The organism is Sphaerisporangium sp. NPDC051011, from assembly GCF_040653595.1.
Classification (GTDB): domain Bacteria; phylum Actinomycetota; class Actinomycetes; order Streptosporangiales; family Streptosporangiaceae; genus Sphaerisporangium.
Genome location: NZ_JBFAGG010000017.1, coordinates 96,239 through 117,657, shown reverse-complemented (window position 1 = coordinate 117,657; position 21,419 = coordinate 96,239). Strand labels below are relative to the sequence as shown.

23 protein-coding genes are annotated in these 21,419 nt (G+C 70.4%); 20 read left to right on the top strand and 3 right to left on the bottom strand.

Features of this window, described 5'->3' with window-relative positions; genetic code table 11:
* Positions 1–2: 2 nt before the first annotated feature.
* From rpmD to truA, 16 genes are all read left to right on the top strand, one after another.
* Positions 3–185, top strand: a complete 183-nt coding sequence (rpmD, locus tag AB0H21_RS32735; RefSeq protein ID WP_020542293.1) for a 50S ribosomal protein L30 — start codon at positions 3–5, stop codon at positions 183–185.
* Between the two features lie 2 nt (positions 186–187).
* The gene (rplO, locus tag AB0H21_RS32730; RefSeq protein WP_358524493.1) at positions 188–661 is read left to right on the top strand and encodes a 50S ribosomal protein L15; all 474 of its coding nucleotides are present in this window, start codon (positions 188–190) and stop codon (positions 659–661) included.
* Between the two features lie 168 nt (positions 662–829).
* Positions 830–2,137, top strand: a complete 1,308-nt coding sequence (gene secY / locus AB0H21_RS32725) for a preprotein translocase subunit SecY (RefSeq protein WP_358524491.1) — start codon at positions 830–832, stop codon at positions 2,135–2,137.
* The gene (locus tag AB0H21_RS32720; protein WP_358524489.1) at positions 2,137–2,790 is read left to right on the top strand and encodes an adenylate kinase; all 654 of its coding nucleotides are present in this window, start codon (positions 2,137–2,139) and stop codon (positions 2,788–2,790) included. The genes secY and AB0H21_RS32720 overlap by 1 nt, the downstream gene beginning before the upstream one ends.
* Before the next feature lie 143 nt (positions 2,791–2,933).
* On the top strand, positions 2,934–3,776 hold the full coding sequence (gene map, locus AB0H21_RS32715) for a type I methionyl aminopeptidase (protein WP_358524487.1): 843 nt from the start codon (positions 2,934–2,936) through the stop codon (positions 3,774–3,776).
* 57 nt (positions 3,777–3,833) lie between these two features.
* Complete coding sequence (locus AB0H21_RS32710; RefSeq protein WP_358524484.1) at positions 3,834–4,271, top strand: DUF1707 domain-containing protein; 438 nt, start codon at positions 3,834–3,836, stop codon at positions 4,269–4,271.
* A gap of 173 nt (positions 4,272–4,444) precedes the next feature.
* Entirely contained in the window at positions 4,445–4,927 is a 483-nt protein-coding gene (locus AB0H21_RS32705; RefSeq protein ID WP_358524481.1) for a hypothetical protein, read from the top strand.
* Between the two features lie 209 nt (positions 4,928–5,136).
* Positions 5,137–5,310: a hypothetical protein gene (locus AB0H21_RS32700; RefSeq protein WP_358524478.1), complete on the top strand. Its 174-nt coding sequence runs from the start codon at positions 5,137–5,139 to the stop codon at positions 5,308–5,310.
* A gap of 199 nt (positions 5,311–5,509) precedes the next feature.
* Positions 5,510–5,731, top strand: coding sequence for a translation initiation factor IF-1 (gene infA, locus AB0H21_RS32695; protein ID WP_012887858.1), 222 nt, complete (start codon positions 5,510–5,512; stop codon positions 5,729–5,731).
* Between the two features lie 106 nt (positions 5,732–5,837).
* Positions 5,838–5,951, top strand: coding sequence for a 50S ribosomal protein L36 (gene rpmJ / locus AB0H21_RS32690; RefSeq protein WP_003956441.1), 114 nt, complete (start codon positions 5,838–5,840; stop codon positions 5,949–5,951).
* Positions 5,952–6,150: 199 nt separating this feature from the next.
* Positions 6,151–6,531, top strand: coding sequence for a 30S ribosomal protein S13 (gene rpsM, locus AB0H21_RS32685; protein WP_358524474.1), 381 nt, complete (start codon positions 6,151–6,153; stop codon positions 6,529–6,531).
* Between the two features lie 90 nt (positions 6,532–6,621).
* Positions 6,622–7,026 (top strand): 30S ribosomal protein S11, encoded by a 405-nt coding sequence (gene rpsK, locus AB0H21_RS32680; RefSeq protein ID WP_012887860.1) that lies wholly within the window; start codon positions 6,622–6,624, stop codon positions 7,024–7,026.
* Between the two features lie 20 nt (positions 7,027–7,046).
* On the top strand, positions 7,047–7,673 hold the full coding sequence (gene rpsD, locus AB0H21_RS32675) for a 30S ribosomal protein S4 (RefSeq protein ID WP_114032754.1): 627 nt from the start codon (positions 7,047–7,049) through the stop codon (positions 7,671–7,673).
* A 121-nt stretch (positions 7,674–7,794) separates the two neighbouring features.
* A complete protein-coding gene (locus tag AB0H21_RS32670) occupies positions 7,795–8,811 on the top strand; it encodes a DNA-directed RNA polymerase subunit alpha (RefSeq protein ID WP_114032755.1) in 1,017 nt (338 codons plus the stop codon).
* A gap of 222 nt (positions 8,812–9,033) precedes the next feature.
* A complete protein-coding gene (gene rplQ / locus AB0H21_RS32665; protein WP_358524470.1) occupies positions 9,034–9,576 on the top strand; it encodes a 50S ribosomal protein L17 in 543 nt (180 codons plus the stop codon).
* Between the two features lie 308 nt (positions 9,577–9,884).
* Positions 9,885–10,835 carry a tRNA pseudouridine(38-40) synthase TruA gene (truA, locus tag AB0H21_RS32660; RefSeq protein ID WP_358524597.1) on the top strand — a complete coding sequence of 317 codons (951 nt, stop codon included), beginning with the start codon at positions 9,885–9,887 and terminating at the stop codon, positions 10,833–10,835.
* A 215-nt stretch (positions 10,836–11,050) separates the two neighbouring features.
* Here truA and AB0H21_RS32655 read toward each other — a convergent pair whose 3' ends face one another.
* On the bottom strand, positions 11,051–12,079 hold the full coding sequence (locus AB0H21_RS32655; RefSeq protein ID WP_358524467.1) for a hypothetical protein: 1,029 nt from the start codon (positions 12,077–12,079) through the stop codon (positions 11,051–11,053).
* A gap of 1,492 nt (positions 12,080–13,571) precedes the next feature.
* Here AB0H21_RS32655 and AB0H21_RS32650 point away from each other — a divergent pair.
* Entirely contained in the window at positions 13,572–13,859 is a 288-nt protein-coding gene (locus tag AB0H21_RS32650; protein ID WP_358524465.1) for a hypothetical protein, read from the top strand.
* A gap of 1,636 nt (positions 13,860–15,495) precedes the next feature.
* Here AB0H21_RS32650 and AB0H21_RS32645 read toward each other — a convergent pair.
* Together AB0H21_RS32645 and AB0H21_RS32640 are read right to left on the bottom strand one after the other, a co-directional pair.
* A complete protein-coding gene (locus AB0H21_RS32645) occupies positions 15,496–17,700 on the bottom strand; it encodes a hypothetical protein (RefSeq protein WP_358524463.1) in 2,205 nt (734 codons plus the stop codon).
* 35 nt (positions 17,701–17,735) lie between these two features.
* Positions 17,736–18,479: a CAP domain-containing protein gene (locus tag AB0H21_RS32640; RefSeq protein WP_358524461.1), complete on the bottom strand. Its 744-nt coding sequence runs from the start codon at positions 18,477–18,479 to the stop codon at positions 17,736–17,738.
* 483 nt (positions 18,480–18,962) lie between these two features.
* Here AB0H21_RS32640 and rplM point away from each other — a divergent pair, with 483 nt between their 5' ends.
* The 3 genes from rplM to glmM are packed head-to-tail and all read left to right on the top strand — an operon-like array spanning position 18,963 to position 21,345.
* Complete coding sequence (gene rplM / locus AB0H21_RS32635; protein ID WP_358524459.1) at positions 18,963–19,406, top strand: 50S ribosomal protein L13; 444 nt, start codon at positions 18,963–18,965, stop codon at positions 19,404–19,406.
* Positions 19,407–19,459: 53 nt separating this feature from the next.
* Entirely contained in the window at positions 19,460–19,987 is a 528-nt protein-coding gene (gene rpsI / locus AB0H21_RS32630) for a 30S ribosomal protein S9 (protein ID WP_358524456.1), read from the top strand.
* On the top strand, positions 19,984–21,345 hold the full coding sequence (gene glmM, locus AB0H21_RS32625) for a phosphoglucosamine mutase (protein ID WP_358524454.1): 1,362 nt from the start codon (positions 19,984–19,986) through the stop codon (positions 21,343–21,345). The genes rpsI and glmM overlap by 4 nt, the downstream gene beginning before the upstream one ends.
* The last annotated feature ends 74 nt before the right edge of the window (positions 21,346–21,419 follow it).

The following is a 21,419-nucleotide window of genomic DNA, read 5'->3' as shown; positions in this document are numbered from 1 at the left end:
CCATGGCTCGTCTGAAGATCACCCAGGTCCGATCCAAGATCGGTGGCAAGCAGAACCAGCGTGACTCTCTGCGCTCGCTGGGCCTGAAGCGAATCGGCGACGTCGTCGTCAAGGAGGACCGCCCGGAGATCCGGGGCATGGTCGCCGTGGTGACGCACCTCGTCGAGGTGGAAGAGGTCGACTAGTCATGGCTAACGCTGAGAACACCGGCGGCGGCACGCCGCTGCGCATCCACCACCTGCGTCCGGCTCCCGGCGCCAACAAGGCCAAGATCCGCAAGGGTCGCGGCGAGGCGTCCAAGGGCAAGACCTCCGGTCGTGGCACCAAGGGCACCAAGTCCCGTACGACGGTGCCCTACGGCTTCGAGGGTGGCCAGGTTCCGCTCCAGCGGCGCCTGCCCAAGCGGAAGGGCTTCTCCAACGCCCTGTTCAAGACGACCTACCAGGTCGTCAACCTGGACAGGCTGGGCGAGCTCTTCCCCGAGGGCGGCGACGTCACCGTGGAGACGCTGGTCGAGCGCGGCGCCGTCCGCAAGAACCAGCTGGTCAAGATCCTGGGAACCGGCGAGATCACGGTGGCGTTGAACCTGAGTGCGCATGCGTTCTCCGCCTCCGCGAAGGAGAAGATCGCTGCGGCCGGTGGCTCCGTCACCGAGCTGTAGTAGGCAGGCAATACGAGGCGCGGGGGCTCGGAGAGAGCCGCCGCGCCCGTAGTGCGTTAGAGTGCGCTGGACAAACGGTGTCCAGGGCTCGTTGATCAGAGATGTGCCGATGGATCACCCGCAGACCTTCGCTGACCGATACCGCCGTAAAGGCGCGCAGGAGGGACCGTGCTGACCGCGATTAGCCGGGCGTTCCGTACGCCCGACCTGCGCAACAAGCTTCTCTTCACGCTGGGCATCATCGTGTTGTTCCGGCTCGGGTCGGTCCTGCCGACGCCGGGCGTCAACACGATCAACGTGCAGCAGTGTCTCAAGGAGGCGCAGGCCAGCGACGCCGCCAACATCTACGGAATGGTGCAGCTGTTCAGCGGCGGCGCGCTGCTGAAACTTTCAGTGTTCGCGCTGGGCATCATGCCGTACATCACGTCCAGCATCATCCTCCAACTGCTGACGGTGGTGATCCCGCGGCTCGAGGCTCTGAAGAAGGAAGGCCAGGCCGGCACCACCAAGATCACACAGTACACGCGTTACCTCACGATCGGCCTCGCGGTCCTGCAGTCGACCGCCTTCATCGCGCTGGCGCGTACCGGGCAGCTCTTCCCCAACTGCCGTCAGCCGCTGCTGGTCAACAACGACGCCTTCACCATCGTCACGATGGTGGTCGTGATGACGGCGGGCACCTCCGTGATCATGTGGCTGGGCGAGCTCGTCACCGACCGGGGCGTCGGCAACGGCATGTCCATCCTGATCTTCACCCAGGTCATCGCGGTCTTCCCGTCGGAGCTCCTGAACATCTTCCGCCAGAACGCCTTCACCTTCGTCGTGGTGATGGTCGTCGGGGTGTTCATGATCGCGGCGGTCGTCTTCGTCGAGCAGGCGCAGCGGCGCATCCCGGTGCAGTACGCCAAGCGCATGGTGGGCCGGCGCATGTACGGCGGGACCTCGACCTACATCCCTCTGAAGGTGAACCAGGCCGGCATCATCCCGGTCATCTTCGCCTCCTCGCTGCTCTATCTCCCGCAGCTCGTGGTGTCGCTGTTCGGCAACAGCGCGGAGCCGAACGCGGTGGTCCAGTGGCTGGCGCAGAACTTCGTGCGCGGCGACCACCCGGTCTACATGATCACGTTCTTCGTGCTGATCATCTTCTTCACCTACTTCTACGTGTCCATCACCTTCAACCCCGTTGAAGTGGCCGACAACATGAAGAAGTACGGTGGATTCATCCCGGGCATCCGCCCGGGACGGCCGACCGCTGAGTACCTGAGCTACGTACTCACGCGCCTGACCGCTCCCGGTTCGCTGTATCTGGGCCTGATCTCCATGGTGCCGATCATCGCACTGGCGGTGGCAGGAGCGAGCCAGAACTTCCCGTTCGGAGGCACGAGCATTCTGATCATGGTTGGTGTTGGGCTGGACACCGTGAAGCAGATCGAGAGCCAGCTGCAGCAGCGGAACTACGAGGGCTTCCTCAAGTAGTGCGCGTCGTCCTGGTCGGGCCCCCCGGAGCGGGCAAGGGGACACAGGCCCAGTTCATCGCATCGAACCTGTCCATCCCGAAGATCTCGACAGGGGACATCTTCCGTGCCAACGTGTCGGGCGGTACGGAACTCGGCAAGCTTGCCAAGGAGTACATGGACCGCGGCGACCTCGTACCCGACGAGGTGACCGTCGCCATGGTCCGAGACCGCCTCTCGGAGCCGGACGCGCAGGTGGGCTTCCTGCTGGACGGCTTCCCGCGCAACGTGCCACAGGCCCAGATCCTCAACAAGATGCTGGCCGAGTTCGACACCTCGCTCGACGTCGTGCTGGAGCTCGTCGTCGACGAGGAGGAGGTCGTGCGGCGCCTGGCGGGGCGGCGCACGTGCCGTTCCTGCGGCAAGGTGTGGCACGTCGTGTTCGACCCTCCCAGTAACGAGGGGGTCTGCGACGCGTGCGGCGGCGATCTGTTCCAGCGGGACGACGACCGGGAAGAGACCATCCGCCACCGGCTGGAGGTCTACCAGGACCAGACCGCTCCGCTGATCAGGTTCTACGCCGACGAGGGCATCCTGCGCGGCGTGGACGCCACCGGGCCGGTCGAGGAGATCACTCAGCGCGCGATGGCAGAGCTTCGCCGCTTCGCGGAATGACGTAATACCGCCGAATGCATCCGATTCGGTGCCAACGCCACTTCTGGGGATTTTTCCAGGGGTGGCGTTCGGCATGTTGGGGGACAATCGGGGGAATCGGGCCGCCGCGCCGTCCGTTGAATCACCCCAGGGGGTGCCAGTAAGTGTTCAAGAAGAACAAGCACGGAATCCAGATCAAGACGCCGGAGCAGGTGGAGAAGATGCGGGCCGCCGGCCTCGTCGTCGGGCGGACGCTCGAGCTCCTGCGGGAATCCGTGCGACCCGGGATCACGCCGCTCGACCTCGACGCGATCGCCGAGAAGGCCATCCGCGACGAGGGGGCGATCCCGTCCTTCAAGGGCTATCAGGGGTTTCCCGCCACCATCTGCGCGTCGGTCAACGACGAGGTGGTCCACGGCATCCCGACCGCCCGGCGCGCGCTGCGCGAGGGCGACATCATCTCCATCGACTGCGGGGCGATCTTGGACGGGTGGCACGGCGACTCGGCGATCACCGTGAGCGTCGGCGAGGTGGACCCCGCCCTCACCGAGCTGATGCGGGTCACGGAAGAGGCCATGTGGCGCGGTGTCGCCGCTCTGACCGTGGGGCGGCACCTTTCCGACATCGGGCACGAGGTAGAGCGTTACGTTCGATCTCAGGGCCGCTACGGCATCCCCCAGGAGTACGGCGGGCACGGCATCGGCACCGAGATGCACATGGAGCCGTGGGTGGCCAACCACGGCAGGCCGGGCAAGGGCCCGCGCTTCGAGCCGGGCATGTGCTTCGCGGTCGAGCCGATGCTCAACCTCGGCACCGACCGCACCCGCGTGCTCGGCGACGACTGGACCGTCGTGACGATCGACGGAAAGGCGTCCGCGCACTTCGAGCACAGCGTCGCCGTGACCGATAATGGTCCTTGGGTGCTTACCGCCCTTGACGGGGGGAAGGCACGGCTCAGCGAACTGCTGGGTGGGCAGGCCGTGGCCGGCGGAGAGACAGGGCGTTGAGTCCCTTTGACCCGCCGCGCCCCCGCGGCGGACGTCAGCGCGGAAGTTGAGGGATCGATGGCGGCGACACCGGACATGAGGGCGTCCGACGGCGACAGGGACAGGACCGCGGCCGCGCTCCGTGAGCACTGCGCCCAGGGCCGGCTCACCATGGAGGAGTTCCAGGAGCGCCTGGAACTCGTCTACCAGGGCAGGACGTACGGCGATCTCCAGAAGCTGACGGCCGACCTGCCGGACATCGACCTGCAGGCGCGGCCCGTCCCCGTCCCCGCGCCGGCTCCAGGCGCCGTCCAGGGGCCCACCGAGGCTCAGAAGGGGCTCAAGGCGGCGTGGGCGACCTGGGCCGGGGCGGTGGCGGTGTGCACGGTCATCTGGGCCATGTCTGACTTCGGCGGATATTTCTGGCCGATGTGGGTCGCCGGGCCCTGGGGCGCGATTCTGCTGGTCAGCACCATATTCGGCAGCAACCCAAAGAACCGCGGCAGTAAGGGCTGATATCCGCTTCTGTGCAGTAGTGCACGTTCGGCCCCGAGTGTGTATTCGTACGCGGAACGCGCGGTCAGATCTTCCTAACGTGAGCGATGTCCGGAACGAGCGGCACCGAAAGCTCGGCCGGCACGGGGAAACCGTCCTCATCCCGAGGGCGGCTCGCAATCAGGAGGAACACCGTGCGAAAGATTCGCAACCTGGTCGTCGGCACCGCCCTCGCCGGTTCGCTGGCCGCAGGACTCGCCGCCACCGGCACCGCCGCCCAGGCCGCCACCACCGACGCGAGCACCACCGCGGGTGTCACGGCGACCGCCCAGGCGCAGCGGTCCGGCGGGAGCTTCGGCCCGATCTACTCCGGCTTCGGCCGCGGCGAGGACCGGGGGCACCGCTCCTACGTCAAGGGTTTCTGGGGCGTCAAGGGCGGCCGCCACTACGTCGACTTCGACCTGTTCGACCGTGACCGCGACCGCGAGTACAGCTGGGCCGACTTCTACTACCACGACGACGAGGGCTGGCACTTCTACAAGCGCTACAAGACCTTCGGCCACTACCACACGCGCCTGTTCTTCAACGACCGTGACATCGACGGGTTCCGCTTCCGGGTCGGCGAGGGCTCCACGCGCGACTACGACTGGAGCGGCTGGAAGAACTACGGCTTCTGAGCCGGTGGGGGGTGAAGTGAGGTCTCCGGTCCCAGCGAGGAGGACCTGAGACGGGGGATCGCGGGCGGGTGCTCCAGGGGGGCGCCCGCTCTTCTCATGTTCACGGCCATTGGACGCAGGCTTTACCACTCATGGCAGTTTCCCGGTTTGTTGGCGGGTAAGTGATCTTTAGCGGACAACGGGGGTTACCGCCGAGAAAGACGAGCGCTGTGACCGTCCGCCCGCGCACTGGACACGTGATCGCCGCCGCCGACGGCCCTGGCGTGTCCTCCCGTGAGCACGCGCCCACCCAGGCCGGGTATCGGCGGTACCGGCGGCCGGGTGGGCGCGTCCGCGTGCCCGATCCCCTCGTCGTCACCAATCCCGTCAAGAGGCAGGTCTGAGGTAGAGTGGTGGGCGGTTGTGTCCGGACAGGCGCCAGGCGTTTCGCAATTCCTCGCCGGTTGTCGTACACTCCTTTGTCGGCTCACTATGACCATCTGCGCGTCCGGCGGTTCGATCCGCCGCTCTCTCACGCGCTCGCGGTCGCGGCTGCGTAGTGTGCCGAAACCTCAGACGACCGATCAGTGAAACGCGAGGGACATGGCCAAGAAGGACGGCGCCATCGAGATCGAGGGCACTGTGGTTGAGTCGCTGCCGAACGCGATGTTCCGGGTGCAACTCGACAACGGCCATAAGGTCCTGGCCCACATCAGCGGACGGATGCGGATGCACTACATCCGGATCCTCCCCGACGACAGGGTCGTCGTGGAACTGAGCCCTTACGACCTTAGTCGTGGGCGGATCGTCTACCGATACAAGTAAGCCTCCTACCCGGCGGCGAGGAAGAGCCGGTCGGCCGTGCGCGCACGGGCGGGCGACTCGACCGGCAGTGCCGGCGGGCGGGCCGTCTGAGGAAACGACAAGGACTATGAAGGTCAAGCCGAGCGTCAAGAAGATCTGCGACAAGTGCAAGGTGATCCGCCGGCACGGTCGCGTCATGGTGATCTGCGACAACCTGCGCCACAAGCAGCGCCAGGGCTGATTGCGTCCCGGTGAGGCCCGCCGCGCGCGGGCCCTCGGGTCACAAGTGAATACGACGTAATCGCGCATCACACCCGCGCAGGCGGCGCACGCCGAACCACGCGGGAGACCCCCGGTCGGAGGCCGGGGCCCTCACCCCGGGCATGGGGAGGGGTAGTGAGGCGCAGGACCTCCGCCACATCGAAGGAGAATGCCCGACCATGGCTCGCCTGGTTGGCGTCGACCTCCCCCGCGACAAGCGGCTGGAGATCGCTCTCACCTACATTTACGGAATCGGCCGCAGCCGCGCTCTCGAAGTGCTGCAGGCCACGGGGATCAGCGGGGACCTTCGCGTCCACCAGCTCTCCGACACCGAGCTGGTGCCGCTGCGTGACTACATCGAGGCCACCTTCAAGATCGAGGGTGACCTGCGCCGTGAAGTCCAGGCCGACATCCGCCGCAAGATCGAGATCGGCTGCTACCAGGGCATCCGGCACCGCCGCGGTCTCCCCGTGCACGGTCAGCGTACGCAGACCAACGCGCGCACCCGTAAGGGCAAGAAGAAGACCGTGGCCGGCAAGAAGAAGCCCGGCAAGAAGTAGTCCGCGCCGGGGGTGTCCGGCAGGGCCCGGCGGCCCGCCCCACGCCCCCGTACACGCAGCAGGACCGACCACCTCAGGAGATAGCGCTACATGCCGCCGAAGAGCCGCCAAGGCGCACCGAAGAAGGTGCGCCGCAAGGAAAAGAAGAACGTCGCTCACGGGCACGCCCACATCAAGAGCACGTTCAACAACACGATCGTCTCGATCACCGACCCGAGTGGGAACGTGATCTCCTGGGCCAGCGCCGGCCACGTCGGGTTCAAGGGCTCCCGCAAGTCCACCCCGTTCGCCGCGCAGATGGCCGCCGAGAACGCCGCCCGCCGCGCCATGGAGCACGGCATGCGCAAGGTCGACGTCTTCGTGAAGGGCCCCGGGTCCGGTCGCGAGACCGCCATCCGGTCGCTCCAGGCCACCGGCCTGGAGGTGGGTTCCATCCAGGATGTGACCCCGGTTCCCCACAACGGTTGCCGTCCGCCCAAGCGCCGCCGCGTCTGAGGCCCAGGAGAGACTGAGAAATGGCTCGTTACACCGGAGCGGACTGCAAGCTCTGCCGCCGTGAGAAGACCAAGCTCTTCCTCAAGGGCGCCAAGTGTGAGTCCCCCAAGTGCCCCATCGAGATCCGTCCTTACCCGCCGGGTGAGCACGGCCGCGGCCGTCCCAAGGAGTCGGAGTACCAGCTCCAGCTCCGCGAGAAGCAGAAGACCCGCCGCATCTACGGCATCCTCGAGAAGCAGTTCCGCAACTACTACGAGGAAGCCAACCGCAAGACCGGTAAGACCGGCGAGAACCTGCTCCAGATCCTGGAGAGCCGTCTCGACAACGTCGTCTTCCGCGCCGGCCTCGCCGTCTCGCGCGACGCCGCCCGCCAGCAGGTCCGTCACGGACATATCCTGGTGAACGGTAAGAAGGTCGACATCCCGTCCTACCGCGTGCGTGAGCACGACATCATCGAGGTCCGTGAGAAGTCCCGCAACCTCATGCCGTACGAGGTGGCCCGCGCCACCGTCGGCGACAGGACCGTCCCGGCATGGCTCGGCGTCGTGCCGGACAAGCTGCGCGTCCTCGTGCACCAGCTCCCGGTCCGCCAGCAGATCGACACGCAGGTCCAGGAGCAGCTGATCGTCGAGCTCTACTCCAAGTAAGAGCTCGCAGGCCGTCCGAAGGGCGTGTCTCCTCCGATCCGGAGGCGGCACGCCCTGGGTGGTCGGAAGAACCGTCGCGGTGGTCAAATAGCGGGCCCCGCGGAACCAGGGGAGAACCCACATGCTGATCGCACAGCGTCCCTCCCTCCTCGAAGAGTCCATCGAGGAGACCAGGTCGCGGTTCGTCATCGAGCCGCTGGAGCCGGGCTTCGGCTACACCATCGGCAACTCGCTGCGGCGCACGCTGCTGTCCTCCATCCCGGGGGCGGCGGTCACGAGCATCCGCATCGAGGGCGTGCTGCACGAGTTCTCGACCGTGCCCGGGGTCAAGGAAGACGTCACCGACATCATCCTCAACCTCAAGGCGCTGGTCGTCTCCTCCGAGCACGACGAGCCGGTCGTGATGTACCTGCGCAAGCAGGGCCCCGGCGAGGTCACCGCCGCCGACATCGCGCCGCCCGCCGGTGTCGAGGTGCACAACCCCGACCTGCACATCGCCACGCTGAACGGCAAGGCGAAGCTGGAGATGGAGCTGACCGTCGAGCGCGGTCGCGGCTACGTCTCCGCCGCCCAGAACAAGCAGCCCGGCCAGGAGATCGGCCGCGTTCCCGTCGACTCCATCTACTCGCCGGTCCTCAAGGTCACCTACAAGGTCGAGGCCACCCGAGTCGAGCAGCGCACCGACTTCGACCGCCTCATCCTCGACGTCGAGACCAAGCCGTCGATGAAGCCCCGCGACGCGGTGGCCTCCGCCGGCAAGACGCTGGTCGAGCTGTTCGGCCTGGCGCGCGAGCTCAACGTCGAGGCTGAGGGCATCGACATCGGCCCGTCGCCGACGGACGCGGCGCTCGCCGCCGACCTGGCGCTGCCGATCGAGGAGCTGAACCTCACGGTCCGCTCCTACAACTGCCTCAAGCGCGAGGGCATCCACACCGTGGGCGAGCTCGTCGCCCGCAGCGAGCAGGACCTTCTCGACATCCGGAACTTCGGTGCCAAGTCGATCGAAGAGGTCAAGCAGAAGCTGCACGAGATGACGCTGGCCCTCAAGGACTCCCCGCCCGGGTTCGACCCGACGGCCGTCGCCGGCGGCGACTACGACGACGACGACGCCCGTTACGTCGAGACCGAGCAGTACTGAGCCTTCGGGCGCCCGGCTTCATCGCGTACCCGAAGCCTCGAAGTTCCACGTCAGCGGGAGCCCCGGAGCACCGACTCCGAGGCTCCCTGCCCGACTCCGGTACCTGACACGGCCGGAGCGGGGCATCCGAGAACGGGAGTCCTGGGGGACCGCCTCCAAGACTCCCGGCCCGACCCCGGTACCTCGTACGGCCGGAGCGGGTGATCCCAAAGGAGATAGACCATGCCCAAGCCTCCCAAGGGCGCACGTCTCGGCGGCAGCCCGGCCCACGAGCGGCTGATCCTGGCGAACCTCGCCACCCAGCTGTTCCAGCACGGCCGCATCCGCACCACCGAGACCAAGGCCAAGCGCCTCCGGCCGCTGGCCGAGCGTCTGATCACCAAGGCCAAGAAGGGCGACATCCACAACCGCCGCCAGGTCCTGACCGTGGTGAAGGACAAGGGCGTCGTCCACCACCTGTTCACCGAGATCGCTCCGACCTTCGCCGAGCGTCCCGGTGGCTACACCCGCATCACCAAGCTCGGCGCGCGCAAGGGCGACAACGCCCCCATGGCGCTGATCGAGCTGGTGAGCGAGCCGCTGAACGCCGCCACGGTCACCACTCGTACGGCTCCCGCTGCCGCTGCGCCCGCCGAGGAGATCGTCGAGCTTCCCGAGAACGACGTCCCCGCCGACGCCTCCTCTGAGGCTCCGGCCGACGCCGCGCCCGCGGACGAGACCCCCGCCGCGGACGAGAAGACCGAGTCCAAGAAGGACGAGGCCTGATCGGGCAGTGGTGATGCCGGGGTCTTCGGTCCCGGCCGATGATCGATCGCGACACGGGCCCAGCGCACTCGACCGGTGCGCTGGGCTCGTGTCGTTCCCAGACCCTCCGCCGTCCGCCGACCTTTCCGAGAGGAGGAACCGTGACTCCCGGAACCCCTGACGACGCCCCCGAAGCTGCGGCGACGTCCCTGCTGGCGTCGTCCACGTCCTCCGTGTCGTGCATGTCCTCCGTGTCGTGCATGTCCGCTCCGGCCGGACCGGAGACCGCCTCCGAGACCGTGTCCGCGTCCGAGACCGCGTCCGAGAGCATGCCCGAGCCGGTGTCCGACGTCGCGCCTGTGCCGGGGACGGTGGCCGGGCTCGCGCCGGGGATAGGGGCGGACGCGGGGGAGCCGACCGTTCGCCTGCGGCTCGATCTGGGCTACGAGGGGACGGACTTCTCGGGATGGGCCCGGCAGCCAGGGCTGCGCACCGTCCAGGGGGAGCTGGAGCAGGCGCTCGGCCGCATCCTCCGCCTGGACCCGCCTCCCTCCCTGACCGTCGCCGGCCGTACGGACGCCGGCGTGCACGCCCGGGGACAGGTGACCCACGTCGACATCCCCGTCGCCTCGCTCAGGGCCACCGAGGGACGCCGGAGCGACCCCGTGGCGCCCATGACCATGGCTGAGCGGCTCGCTGCGCTCCTGCGGCGCCTCGCGGGCGCTCTGCCCCTGGACGTCCGGGTGAACGCCGTCACAGAGGCCCCTGAGGGCTTCGACGCCCGGTTCTCCGCCCTGTCCCGCCGGTACGCGTACCGCGTGTGCGACGCGCCTGGGGGCGTGGACCCGCTGCGCAGGGCCGAGGTCCTCTGGTACCCGCGCCCCCTCGACCTCGGCGGTATGAACGCCGCCGCCGCCCGGCTCATCGGCGAGCACGACTTCGCCGCGTTCTGCAAGCGCCGCGACGGTGCCACGACCATCCGGGAGCTCCAGCGGCTGGAATGGGAGCGCGAGGAGGACGGGCTGCTCGTCGCCACCGTGGTCGCCGACGCGTTCTGCCATTCCATGGTCCGCGCGCTCGTCGGCTCGCTGCTCGCCGTAGGCGAGGGCAACCGGCCGGTCGAATGGCCGGGAACCGTCCTCGTCAACGCGGTACGCGACTCCGGGGTCAACGTGGCCCCCGCCCACGGCCTGTGCCTGGAAGAGGTCCGATACCCCGGCCCCGAGGAACTGATCAGCCGCGCTCGGCAGACCCGCCGCGTCCGTACGCTGAGCCGCTGAGCCGTCCTCAGCCCGCATTCGACGGTCGGCGTCCGGCGCGGGCCGACGCTCGCACGTCTGTACCAGGGGCCGGACCGCAGGCCGCGCTGGGGGCCGGACCGGAGGCACTTTGGCGAGGGGACCCGCGGCACTTCCGGGTCGCCCCCTCGGCTCCCGGTCGGGGCCGGGGCCGAGGGGTGGGTCGTCCGCCGATTGCTTAGGACATTTCGGACCGGTCAGCCTGTGACGCGTTTTTGTATGACCTGGGCGGTGTAGTCCCGGAACGCGCCGCTGACCGGGCCGAGATCCTTCTCCTGGGCCGTCGGAGTGTGCCCGTCGCTGTAGGTGGCGAAGCTGAAGACGATGTACCGGCCCCACACCAGCCCGGACGCGTAGCCGCCCGAGATGTCGACCTTGTCCGCGCCGCTCCCCGCCGCTCCGGCGAGCCCCCGGAACCACAGGGTCTTCGCCAGGTCCTTCTTCTTGTCCACCGCGACGGCGGCCTCCTTGGTCGGGAACACCGCGATGCCCGTGGTGACGGCGTACCGCCGCTTCCCGTCCACGTACGTCGCCCGGAGGATCCGGCTGCACCCGGCCTTCTTCAGCGCCTTGGCGAACGCCCCCACGGCGGCCTTCTCCCACTGGGCGGTGATGTTCACCTTCGTCCGGACGAACGTGCGCCCGCCGACCGTCACCTTCTGCCGGGCGAACGCCTCCTTCAGGGTCAGCTTCCTCGGATCGGTCTTCTCCGAGTTGAGGACCGTCGTGATGGCCGGAGACGGCTCGGCCGACGGCAGGTCCGTGGGCTCGGGGATCACGACGTCCACAGACGGAATCGGGTCGGGCATGGTCACCGGCGTGCCGCCGCCCAGGTTGAAGGCCTGGTACCCGAAGACGGCGGCGGTGCCGACCGCGGCGACCGCCACCACGGCCCCGCCGACCAGCAGGAGCCGCTTCCGCGAGGACGAGGCGGGCGGCGTGGAACTCGGCCCTGCCGGAAGCTCCGGAACCGCACCCGGGGGGACGAACGGCGGGCGTTCGACCACGGGCCCGGACGACGGCCGGTCGGCCCCCAGCCCGAAGCCGGTCGCGGACGAGCCCGCGAGGGACCGCGCCGGGACGATCTCCTTGCTCGTGGACAGAGGCGAGGCAGGGGGCGCCGAGGCGGAGGCGACCGCGGGCGGGGTGCTCGACAGACCACCCGACGCGGGGGAGGCCGCGGCGGGGGGCGCGGCCTCCACCCCCAGGGCGGACGGCGTGCCCAAAGTCTCCGGAGGCGTGCCCGCCGGGCGCCCAGGCGACCTGAGGGGGAGGGCGTCGCTGGTCAGCGGCGCGGGAGGGAGCGGTGTCCCCGGCACGGGCGGGCCTGCCGCGAGACCGCCCCCACGGGACGCCGCCGTGCCCGGCGCCGGCGAGTCGGGCGTGGGCGAAGCGGCCGGGGACGGCCACGGAGGGAGCGACACCGGCGCCGGGGGGAGCGGTGTACCCGGGCGGCGTCCGGGAGGGGCCGCGGGCTTCGGCGGTGGGCCTGCCTGCGAACGGGGAAAGGGCATACCCCTCCGGCCCGTGGAAGGCGCGCCACCAGGGGACTCCTGCGCCGGAGGAGGCGGCGTCTCGGGAGACGGAACCGATGCGGGCGCGGCGGGCCGTGGCGCCGGGATGGTCGGCGCCGGGGCAGGAGTCGGCGGGGGAGAGGGCGCGGGCACCGTCGGAGCCGGTACGGGTCCGGGGGACGGGATCGGCGGCGCGGGCTTGGGACCGGGGCCGTCGGGGCCGGGCGTCAGGGGCGCGGGCCCCTCCGTACCGGTGGCCTCCGATGTCGGGCCGGGCGCGTCCTGAGCGGGCGTGGGCGCGTCGGCGGGCGGCGTCTGGGGCGCGGTGACCGAACCCGGCGCGCCCAGCGTGCCCGCGGCGACGGCTGGAGAGTCCAGAAGGTCCCCGGTGGCAGCGGAGCCACCACCGGCCGGACTCGGCGAGCCCGGACTCGTTGAGGCCGGACCGAGTGAGGCCGGACCGAGTGAGGCCGGACTGGGTGAGGCCGGACTGGGTGAGGCCGGTGAAGTCATGCCGCCGAGCGGCGTCCCACCAGACGACGAAGGCGCACCCCCGGCGCTCGCGTCACCGGAGGGCTGAGCGGTGACGCCAGGGCTCCCGTAACCAGCCGCCGGACCCGCGGCCCCCGGATTCGTGTCGCCCAGGGTGGGAGCGGTGCTGCTTGGGGTTGTCCCGCTAAGGGGCGGCGTGGTGCCGCCGGGAGTTGTGTCACTGAAGCTCGGAGTGGCGCCGCCGAAGGCTGGAGCACCGAGGGTGGGAGCGGTGCCGGGAGTTGCGCCGCTGAGGGTCGGAGCGGTGCCGCCGAGGGTTGGGGTACCGAGGGGGGCACTGGCGTCGCTGGGGGTTGGGTGAACGGCTGGCGGAGCGGCGTCCGCGACGGCTGCGTCCGCCGGTGGCGGAGTGATGCCGCCCGGGTTCGCACCCGCAGGGGACGGGGCGGCGTTGGCTGCGTCCGGCTGTGTCCCCGTGGCGGGGGATGGCGTCCTCGGGACGCGGATGGTGGACTCTCCTGGGAGGAGCGGCGCCTGGCCTCCGGCCGGGATGGTGGTCTCGCCCACCAGGGCGCCGCCTTCCGCCGCCAGTGCTCCGGAACGCTCCCCTTGACCGGGCAAGGGGGTCAGCGGCCATACGGGTACGTCTCCCGGCTCACCCGGGCGTACGGACCCCGTCCGCTCGGCCGGCGACGCGCCGGGGACGCCGGGCGTGCCGGACACCCCCGAGACGATCTGGCCGGCGGCGGCCTGCGGAGCGGACGAGCCGGGCATGGACCCGGCGTCCTGCGGCGCCGACGCCGGGACTGCCGAGGGAGCCCATGGGGCGTCCTGCGGCGCCGCCGAGGCCGTCGCCGGGGACCACGGGGCGTCGGCGGGAGTCGGCGTGGCCGTCCCGGGGCCGGCCCACGCGGCGCCCTGCCCTCCGGTCGACGCGGTGGGGGCGGTCGACGTGGTCGGGGCGTCGAGAAGGTCAGGGGGAGGAATCGGCCCCGCGTGAGGCGCGCTGGGTGCTCCCAGAACCGGCGGCACGGTTCCCGGCGGCGTCCAGGGCGCGTCCTGCGGCACGCCCGTGGCCTGGCCCCCGCTCCACGGCGAATCCTGCGGCACGGCCGTGGCCTCGGTCCCCGCCCGGGCTGCGTCCTGCGCCTGCGGGAAGCTTGCCGGTCCCGCCCACGCGCCCGGAGACGCCGGCGGGTCGGCCGGAGGCGCATCGGCGGGCAGCAGCACGGGGGCCGGCCACATTGGTACTTCACCTGCCCGAGCGTGCCCCGAACCGGCGGGACCCTGCGCGGGCAGGGCGGAGGCGGAGGTCTGCCAAGTCGTCGGGTCGGACGGGCCTGTGGTGGCGTGCGGGGGAGCGGGTGGGCTGCCTGGGAGGGCGGAGGTGGAGGTCCGCCAAGTCGTCGGGTCGGATGGGCTTGTGGTGGCGTGCGGGGGAGCGGGTGGGCTGCCCGGGAGGCTGGAGCTGGACGTTTGCCAGGCCGACGGGTCCGGCGAACCGGCGGGAGTGTGCGTCGCGCTGGTGGGTAGGCCCGGGGGGTTCGCAGTCGCGCCGGTGGTACCGGCCATCCCGGCCGAGCCCAACGTACCCGGAATAGCGGACGTGCCCGGCGCGGCCGAGGTGCCGAGCGTGTCTGAGGTGCCCCACGTGGCCGAAGTGCCCGATGTACCCGAGGCGCCCGTCGTACCCGGCATGCCTGAGGTGCTCGGCGTCGTTGGCGTACCCGAGGCGCTCGGCGAACTGCTCGACGTGCCGAACGGGGCCGCTGGCGCCGAAGTGGGGGGCTGCCAGTTGGAGGGGGTTGGGTTGGGGCTTCCTGGCCAGCGTTCCATGACCGGCTCGGCGCGTCGCGTGTCCGATCCCGCCGCGTCGTTGGGGGGCGTGGGGGAACCCGGGGTGGTCGAGGGCATGGGGTGGCCGGGCTGGGTGGATGGCCACGGGGGTGTGTTGGGAGTGCGGGACGTGGGGGCGGGCTGGAGCGGCTGGCCGAACCAGTCGTACTCGGTGGGGAAGCGTTCCTCGGCGGGCCAGGGCTGGGCATCGTTGCGGCCCCACGACTCGGGCCTGCCCCAGGAGTCCGGGGCACTGGAGGTCGTCGTTCCCCCTGGGCCCGTCGTTCCCCCTGGGCCCGCCGTTCCGCCTGGGCCCGCCGGGCTGCTCGGGCTCGTTGTACCGCCTGGGCTCATCGGGCCGCCAGGGACGCCTGGGTTCCCCAGAACGCCCGTGCCGCCGGGAGCGCCGGGGCCGGTGGGAGGGAGCGGGGGTGGTGTAGTGCCAGGTCCGCTCGGAGGCGAGGGGGTGGCCGAGCGGGACTGGGGGTGGTCAGGAGGCAGAAGGTGAGGGGGCGCCGGAGGGCTTGGGGTGTGTTCGGGCATGGGCACGGCGGGGAAAGCCTGGCCGAAGCTGGGGGGTGGCATTGCCGGAGCCCCCGAACTCTCGGTCTCTCGCTCGTGCTCGGGTCCGGAATCCTGGCCACGCATACGCGGAAGCGTATCCACAGTCGGAGATCGGCATACCGTTATGGGCGTTTCCGGGTCTAGCTCGCGGTCCAATATGTATGCTTATGTCCCCTTCTAGGGGAATCCGACCTGCTTCCGTGAGGCTCCACGTCCGCTCCTGACGAGTTCCGGGGTCAGTTTCGTGCTCCTGTGAGCGCCCGGGTGTCCAGCGCCGCGAAAACGGTCGCCTCGGTGATGTCGATGGCCGCCCGGTTGAGACGCTTCATCTCCGCCTTCGACGGCTTGTGCCCGTCCTTGTACTGGAACCACAGCATGACCAGGTAGTGCCCCTGGGGCCACGCCGTCGCGAAGGACTCCCCGGGGCCGCCGAGCAGCTTGGTCGCGGTGTCCTTGCCCGGCAGCGGCGTGACGTAGTCCGCGAGCTGGTCGCCCGAGCCCGGCTTCGCGGCCTTCTTCGACGCCGCCGCGTTCTTCAGGTTCGCGATTCCGACCGTCCCGATGAGGTTGCCCGGCTTGTCGCGGAAGCTGGCGCGCAGGAACTGGGTGCAGCCCGCGGCCGTCAGCAACTTCTGGATCTTCGTCCCGTGCACGGCGTCCTTGCACTTCTTGTCGGTTCGCCGGACCGTCATGGTGTACGACCGGCCGTGCGCGCTCACCGTCTTGTGGCCGAAGATCTCGTTGAGCGTGAGCGGCTGCGGGTCCGTCTTGCGGGAGGCCGCGAAGCCGTACTTGTCGGCGTTGTCCGCCGCGAGGGGCACCTGCGCGGTGGGACCCGTGGTCGGGGCGGCGGCCGGCGGCGGGGCGTCGTCGAGGTTGCGCAGGAACAGGATGCCCCCGACCACCGCGGCGATCAGCACGACGACGCCGCCCACGACGAACAGCGGGCCCTTGGAGCGGCCTCCAGGATCCGGCTCGCTCCTGCGCGTCTCCTTCGGCGGACGGGGCGACTTCCCGCCGTCGGCCGCGCCAACGTCGTCCGTACGTCCGAAAGCCCCGCCGGCCTGGCGGGAGAACGCCTCGAACGGACGCTCCTCGGCGCGGGCCCCCTCGGACGTGCCGCCCGGCGGCTGCGACGGCTCGAAAGGACTCGCGGGCGTGCGGCCGGTCCCGAACGGGTCCGCCTCGGGGCGCGACGGCTCGAACGGGTGGCTCGGAGCGCGGGGCGGCTCGAACGGGTTGCCGCCCGGCTGGTCGGCGAAGGGACGGGAGGCGGGCTGGCGCGTCTCGAACGGGTTGCGGGCCTCCTGCGGCCCGGGTTGCTCGAAGGGACGCGACTCGGGGTTCTCGAAGGCACGCTGGAAGGGCTGGTCGAAGGGACGACCGGCAGAGGGATCGGACGGCCGGCCGAAGGGATTCGGGCCCTCGGGGTCCTGGAAGACGCTTCCGCGTCCCCGGGGCGACTCGAAGGCGCTGCCCCCGCCGACCCCTCCGAACGCGGATCCGAATCCATGCGCGGAGTCGCCTCTCGCGCCTGGATCCCCGAACGCCGAGCCGGCGCCGTTGGCCGCGCCTGGATCCCCGAAGCCCGAGCCGGCGCCGTTGGTGGTGCCTGGTTGTCCGAAGCCGTTCGACGTGTGGGGGTTCGCGCCGAAGTCGAAGCCGGGCGCCGACGGGTTCGCCGACGCGCCGCCGAAGTTCGCGCCGCTCGGGCTACTCGGATTCGCGCCGAAGTCAGTCCCGGACGGGGGAGTCTGATCGCCTCCGAAGCCCGCGCCGGGCAGAGAGGGCGGGGAGGGCCGGGAGGGCGGGGTCGCGCCGAAGCCGGGGGCGGCGGAGGGCGACGGGGCCGCGCCGAAAGAGGGGGCGCCGGGCAGGCCACCTGGTCCGCCCAGGCCCGGGTCCGTGCGGAGGGCCGGGTTATCGACGGACCCCCGGTCGTGACCGGCGGGACCCAGGCTCAGCCCTGGGTCGGTCGTGGGCTCGGATCTCGTCCCGTACCCGGACGCCGGATCCATGCCGTATGTGGACGTGGACTCCGTGCCGTACGGAGAGCCGGTGCCGAACGCGGACGCGGGCCCCGTGCCGAACGTCGAGGTGGACCCGGTGCCGTACGCGGACTCCGTGCCATACGTGGAGGTGCCGAAGAGCGAGCCACCCGGAGGGCTCTGCTCGCGCGAGTCGCCGGAGTCGCCGAGGTCGAGGGGGCCGAACAAGGGGTCGCCTACCGGGCCCTCGGCGCGCCTGCGGCGTTCCTCCACGCGCGGCATCGGGTGTCGCGCGGGCTCGCGCTCCTCCTCCGGGGGCAGTGTGGGCCACGCCGCGGACTCCCTGGCCCGCTCGTCCGTTCGCTCCTCCGGCCTGGGCGAACCGGTCGGCGCGGGCGGCTCGTACGGACGGTAAGGCTGACGGCGTGGTGGCTGGTCCCCGGGGTAACCCATGCGCCGAGAGTAGCCCGGCGACGCGACATAACAGGTCAGGAATAGCCGAAGTCCTGGGTCCACCAGATGTCGCCCGAGCCGTAGGCGACTCCGACGCCAACGGTCTTGATCTGGCAGTTCAGGATGTTGCGGCGGTGTCCGCTGTTGGCCATCCAGCTGCGGACGGTCTCCTCCGCGGTCTCGTAGCCGCGGGCGATGTTCTCCGCCGCGCTGTTGCTGTAGCCGGCGCGGGCCATGCGGTCCCAGGGGCTCGTGCCGTCGGGCGAGGTGTGGCCGAAGTAGTCGCCCCTGGCCATGTCCCGGCTGTGGGCGCGAGCGGCTCGGGCCAGGCGCGGATCGAGCCGCAGCGGCGCGCATCCCTTGCGCGTGCGCTCCTCGTTGGTGAGCGTGACGGCGTCCGCTTCGAGCTGGGAGACGGGCGTGGCGTCGTCGGGGGGCGCGGTCAGGCCGTTGCCGCTGGCGGTGCCCACATTGGCGTTGCCGCCGGGGGTCTGGGACCCGCTCCCGTCGATCGCGTTGTCGTTCTTGGTGGTGGTGGCGGTGGGGCTCGGGACGGCGCGCGGCTCGGCGGTGGGACGGCGGGCGCTCGGGCGGGCGACGCGGCCGAGGGGCGGCATGTGCGTGGTGGCGACCTCGGGGGCGGCGAGGACGCGCCCGGGGGTGGCCGTGGGCACGCCGGTCTGCAGGTAGACCTCGTCCAGGGCGGCCTTGGGAGGGTCGAGCCGGGAGACGACGATGCCGGCGACCAGGGCGGCGGTCAGGCATGCCAACAGACCCACGTGGGTCCGCCTAGGGGGGAACCTCCGGGGAACTCTGGGGGTGAGGCGCTGACTCATGCCGCTGCCAAATATAGAGAGGTCGGCTCATGTTACAGAAGAGACGCGGTGGACGGGTTTTTGTTCCGGAAAGGTGTCCGAATCTCGGTTCGCAGGACAGGTTTCGGACGGCCGGGCCGGGTGGTGCGCCGAATCCGGGGTTTTCCGCGGTCGTCCGTACTCGTGTCCCCCGGAGTGCGCGGCCGTGACCGGTAGACTGTATGGCGCGGACCCGGTGTGACACCTCTGCGTCGGTCTCTCGTTTTGACCCATGCTCGTCGCAGCCGGTAGTCTGCTAGTTCGTTGTGTGTGGATCGGTCTGTCGTGACCGATGCGCGGCGCGTCCGGCGTCATCTCCCTGTTCGTGGAGACGGAAGGTCTGGGCCTTGTCGTGCGCCCGCCCATGACCTACTCCAGAGATGCCCACCCGACAGAAGGCTTACCACCGTGCGCACGTTCACCCCTAAGGCCACCGACGTACAGCGTCAGTGGTACGTCATCGACGCCACCGACGTCGTGCTGGGTCGGCTGGCTGCCCAGGTCGCGACGCTGCTCCGCGGTAAGCACAAGCCGATCTTCGCGCCGCACGTCGACACCGGTGACTTCGTCATCATCATCAACGCCGACAAGGTGGCCCTGACCGGCAACAAGCTGGAGCAGAAGAAGGCGTACCGCCACTCCGGCTACCCGGGCGGTCTGCGCTCGGTGTCCTACAGCGAGCTGCTGGAGAAGCGGCCGGACCGCGCCATCGAGAAGGCCGTGAAGGGCATGCTTCCCAAGAACTCCCTCGGCCGGAAGATGGTCAAGAAGCTCAAGGTGTACGCCGGCGGCGAGCACCCGCACCAGGCGCAGCAGCCGGTCCCCTACGAGCTCACCCAGATCGCCCAGTAGTCGCACACCGTTGGCCGACGGCTGACGCCAAGATCGAAAGTTAGAGGAGAACCGTGGCCGAGCCCACCGGTGTCGAAACGCCCTACGAAGGCGAGCCGGACTTTGCGGACCCCTCCGGCGAGGAGTTCCCGTCCGAGTACACCAGCGAGTCCGCTCCGAGCAGCGACGTCCCCGCGCGTAAGCCCATCACGACGGGCAACTCGTACGGCACCGGCCGTCGCAAGGAAGCGATCGCCCGGGTGCGCATCGCGCCGGGCACCGGCAAGTGGACCATCAACGGTCGCTCGCTGGACAACTACTTCCCGAACAAGGTGCACCAGCAGATCGTCAACGAGCCGTTCGTGACGCTCGGCGCCGAAGAGCAGTTCGACGTCTTCGTCCGCATCGACGGCGGCGGCGTGACCGGCCAGGCCGGCGCTCTGCGCATGGGCCTCGCCCGCGCCCTGACCGCGCTGGACACCGAGACCAACCGCCCGCCGCTGAAGAAGGCCGGCTTCCTCACCCGTGACGCGCGGGAGAAGGAGCGCAAGAAGTACGGCCTCAAGAAGGCCCGTAAGGCTCCTCAGTACAGCAAGCGTTGACGGGCCGGTTGTTCGGCACCGACGGAGTCCGTGGGGTCGCGGGCCGCGACCTCACGGCGGAGCTCGCCATGGACCTGTCGGTCGCGGCGGCTCATGTCCTCGGCGACGCCGGAGCGTTCGAGTCGAGCGTCGGGCGGCGCGGCCGCCCGGTCGCCGTCGTGGGCCGGGATCCTCGCGCTTCGGGGGAGTTCCTCGAAGCCGCGGTGGTCGCCGGCCTCGCGTCGTCCGGTGTGGACGTGCTGCGCCTCGGCGTGCTGCCCACCCCGGCCGTCGCCTACCTGACCTCGGCCCTCGGGGCTGATCTCGGGGTCATGCTGTCCGCCTCGCACAACCCGGCGCCGGACAACGGCATAAAGTTCTTCGCCCGGGGCGGCTTCAAGCTGCCGGACGCGGTCGAGAACGACATCGAGCGGCGGCTCGGCGAGAAGTGGAACCGCCCGGTGGGCGCCGCCGTCGGCCGGGTGCGCGACGCGTACGGCGAGGCCGACCGGTACGTCTCGCACGTCCTGACGACGGTCGACGGCCGTCTCGAGGGCCTGCGGCTGGTGGTCGACTGCGCGCACGGCGCGGCGCACATGGTGGCCCCGGAGGCGCTGCTGCGCGCGGGCGCGACCGTCGAGACGATCGGCGCATCGCCGGACGGTCTCAACATCAACGAGGGCGTCGGGTCCACGCACCTGGACACGCTGCGCGAGGCCGTCGCCGAGCGCGGCGCGGACGCGGGCATCGCCTTTGACGGCGACGCCGACCGCTGCCTGGCCGTGACGGCCACGGGCGAGGTGGTGGACGGCGACCAGATCATGGCGATCCTGGCGCTGGCCATGCACGAGGCGGGCACCCTGGCGAAGGACACCGTCGTCGCGACGATCATGTCCAACCTCGGCTTCAAGATCGCCTTGCGGAAGGCCGGGCTGACCATGGTGGAGACCGGGGTCGGCGACCGGTACGTCCTGGAGGCGATGAAGGCCGGGGGGTACAACTTCGGCGGCGAGCAGTCGGGTCACGTCGTGATGCTCGACCACGCCACGACCGGGGACGGTCTCCTGACGTCCCTCCACCTGCTCGCGGAGGTCTCCCGGTCGGGCCGGTCGCTGGAGGAGCTGGCGTCTGTCATGACGCGGCTGCCCCAGGTGCTGGTGAACGTCCGGGACGTCTCCAAGGCCAAGGCCGCAACGTCCAAGGAGCTCGCCTCGGCGGTGGCAGAGGCCGAGAGCTCGCTCGGGGACACCGGCCGGGTGGTCATCCGGCCGAGCGGCACCGAGCCGATGGTCCGGGTGATGGTGGAGGCCGAGTCGCAGGACGAGGCCGAGCTCATCGCCGGGAAGCTGGCCGAGGTCGTGCGCACCACCTGCGCTTGATCCCAGGCGCGTAGAGCGGTACCGAAAGGGCGGGGTCCTCCTGGAGAGGGCCCCGCCTTTCGTCGTCCAGGACT